The sequence below is a fragment of the Mesorhizobium sp. M4B.F.Ca.ET.089.01.1.1 genome, from assembly GCF_004022605.1.
In the GTDB taxonomy this organism is placed as follows: Bacteria; Pseudomonadota; Alphaproteobacteria; order Rhizobiales; family Rhizobiaceae; genus Mesorhizobium; species Mesorhizobium abyssinicae.
The window spans coordinates 1-1,512 of sequence record NZ_RZOS01000797.1 but is presented as its reverse complement, the minus strand read 5'-3'; the positions used below and the strand labels follow the sequence as shown (position 1 = coordinate 1,512).

The window sequence follows — 1,512 nt, the reverse complement described above, 5'->3', positions numbered from 1 at the left end:
TCGCGTGCCTTCAGCATGCGGCCGATCATCAGCTTGACCATCTGGTCGTGATTGATCTGGTTTTTCGGCAGCGTGCCGGCGAGCATGCCGTCGCGCAGCACGACCACGCGGTCGGCGACGCGTTCGACCTCGTGCAGTCGATGCGAGATGAAGATGACGCTGATGGCCTCCGCCTTCAGCGCCTTGATGACGTCGAGCAGCTTCTCGGTCTCGGCGATCGGCAGGCTGGAGGTCGGCTCGTCGAGGATCACCAGCCGCGCCTTGATCGACAGCGCCTTGGCGATCTCGACCATCTGCTGCTGGGCGAGCGACAGCGAGGCGACCGGCACGTCGGCTGAGAAATTGGCGCCGACGCGCTTCAGCAGCGGCGCCACCATCTCGCGCAGCTTCGAGCGGTCGACGAGCTTCAGCGGCCCAGCCTTCAGCGGCTCGCGGCCGAAGAAGACGTTGGCGGCAACGTCGAGGTTCTCGAACAGGTTGAGTTCCTGGTGCACGAAGGCAATGCCGGAACCGATGCTGGCCTCGACGGTGAGCCCATCATGCGCGACGCCATCGACGGTGATGGTGCCGGTATCCGGCCGCGTCACGCCGCCGAGGATCTTCATCAGCGTCGATTTGCCGGCGCCGTTTTCGCCGACCAGGCCGATCACCTCGCCCGGCCGCACCTCCATGGAAAAGCCGTCCAGCGCCACCACGCCGGGATAGGTCTTGCGCACGCCGTCCAGGCTCAGGAACGGAGCGATCGCGGATTGAGCAATGGATACGTCGGAATAATTCATCACGCCTGACAGCAGCCGGTGGGCGTTTGGCCTCAGACTGACGGGCCTTCGCGAGCCCGTCAATATGATCGCCGGCTCAAGGCAGATCCCCGAGCCGGCGAAACGGGCGTCGTCCTACTTGCCGGCCATCGCCTTGAGGTTCGCGGCGTAGGCGTCGACATCGTCCTTGCCGATGATCTTGGTCGGCACGATGATCAGGCCGCCCTCCGGGATGCCCGACTTGTCGCCCTTGAGATAGGCGGCCATCAGCTTCATGCCCTGATAGGCCCACTCGAACGGCTGCTGCACCACGGTGGCGGCAACGGTGCCTTCCTTGACGCCGCCGAGCGTGATCGGATCGTCATCGAAGCCGACGACGGTGATCTGGCCGAGCTTGCCGGCGTCGCGCAGCGCCTCATAGATGCGCGGCGTGTTGTAGGAATAGAAGCCGACCATGCAGGTGATGTCGGGGCTGGCGACCAGCGCGTCCTCGACGTTCTTCTTGGCGCGTGCCTGGTCGATGTCGTCGCCGCGCACGTCGACCAGTTCGATCTTGGTGCCGGCGAGTCCGTCCTTCATGCCCTGAATGCGTTCCTTGGCGTTGTCGGCGCCGAGCAGGCCGACGAAGCCGAGGCACTTGCCGCCGTCCGGCATCGCCTTCTTGGCGATCTCGGCCGCCTGCTTGCCGGCATCGACGTTGGACGAGCCGATATAGGCGACGCGCTTGGTCTGCGGGGCGTCCGAATCGGTGGTG

General features: G+C 65.2%; 2 protein-coding genes. Both read right to left on the bottom strand.

Going from position 1 to position 1,512, the window contains the following annotated elements:
- The coding region (locus EN780_RS33965) for an ATP-binding cassette domain-containing protein (RefSeq protein ID WP_133372876.1) at positions 1-779 on the bottom strand (779 nt) is incomplete at its 3' end.
- Between the two features lie 114 nt (positions 780-893).
- Positions 894-1,512 (bottom strand): substrate-binding domain-containing protein (locus EN780_RS33960; protein ID WP_145971030.1); only part of this gene is annotated, 619 nt, incomplete at its 5' end.